Origin of the sequence: Pseudoalteromonas sp. bablab_jr011 (assembly GCF_016464045.1) — a bacterium.
Classification (GTDB): domain Bacteria; phylum Pseudomonadota; class Gammaproteobacteria; order Enterobacterales; family Alteromonadaceae; genus Pseudoalteromonas; species Pseudoalteromonas lipolytica.
The window spans coordinates 1-221 of sequence record NZ_JACDWU010000069.1 but is presented as its reverse complement, the minus strand read 5'-3'; the positions used below and the strand labels follow the sequence as shown (position 1 = coordinate 221).

1 protein-coding gene is annotated in these 221 nt (G+C 45.2%); it reads right to left on the bottom strand.

Annotated elements, in window-relative coordinates; genetic code table 11:
• Positions 1 to 221 (bottom strand): zinc ribbon domain-containing protein (locus JIG41_RS01885; protein ID WP_199524191.1); only part of this gene is annotated, 221 nt, incomplete at both ends.

The window sequence follows — 221 nt, the reverse complement described above, 5'->3', positions numbered from 1 at the left end:
TTCCAGTGTCTAATATTAGGTTAATTGCCCGTTTCTTTATGACCTTTGATGCATTGTTATCTGCATTGTCAGTATTGCCACAGTTACCGCACACAAATAGCTCTTGTGATTTACGGTTGTCGGGGTGAGTGTGATCGCATTCAGCGCACTCCTGACTGGTATGCGGGGCGGGTATTTTGAAGACGGCTTTTCCTGCTTGGTAGGCCTTGTATTTGGTGTAA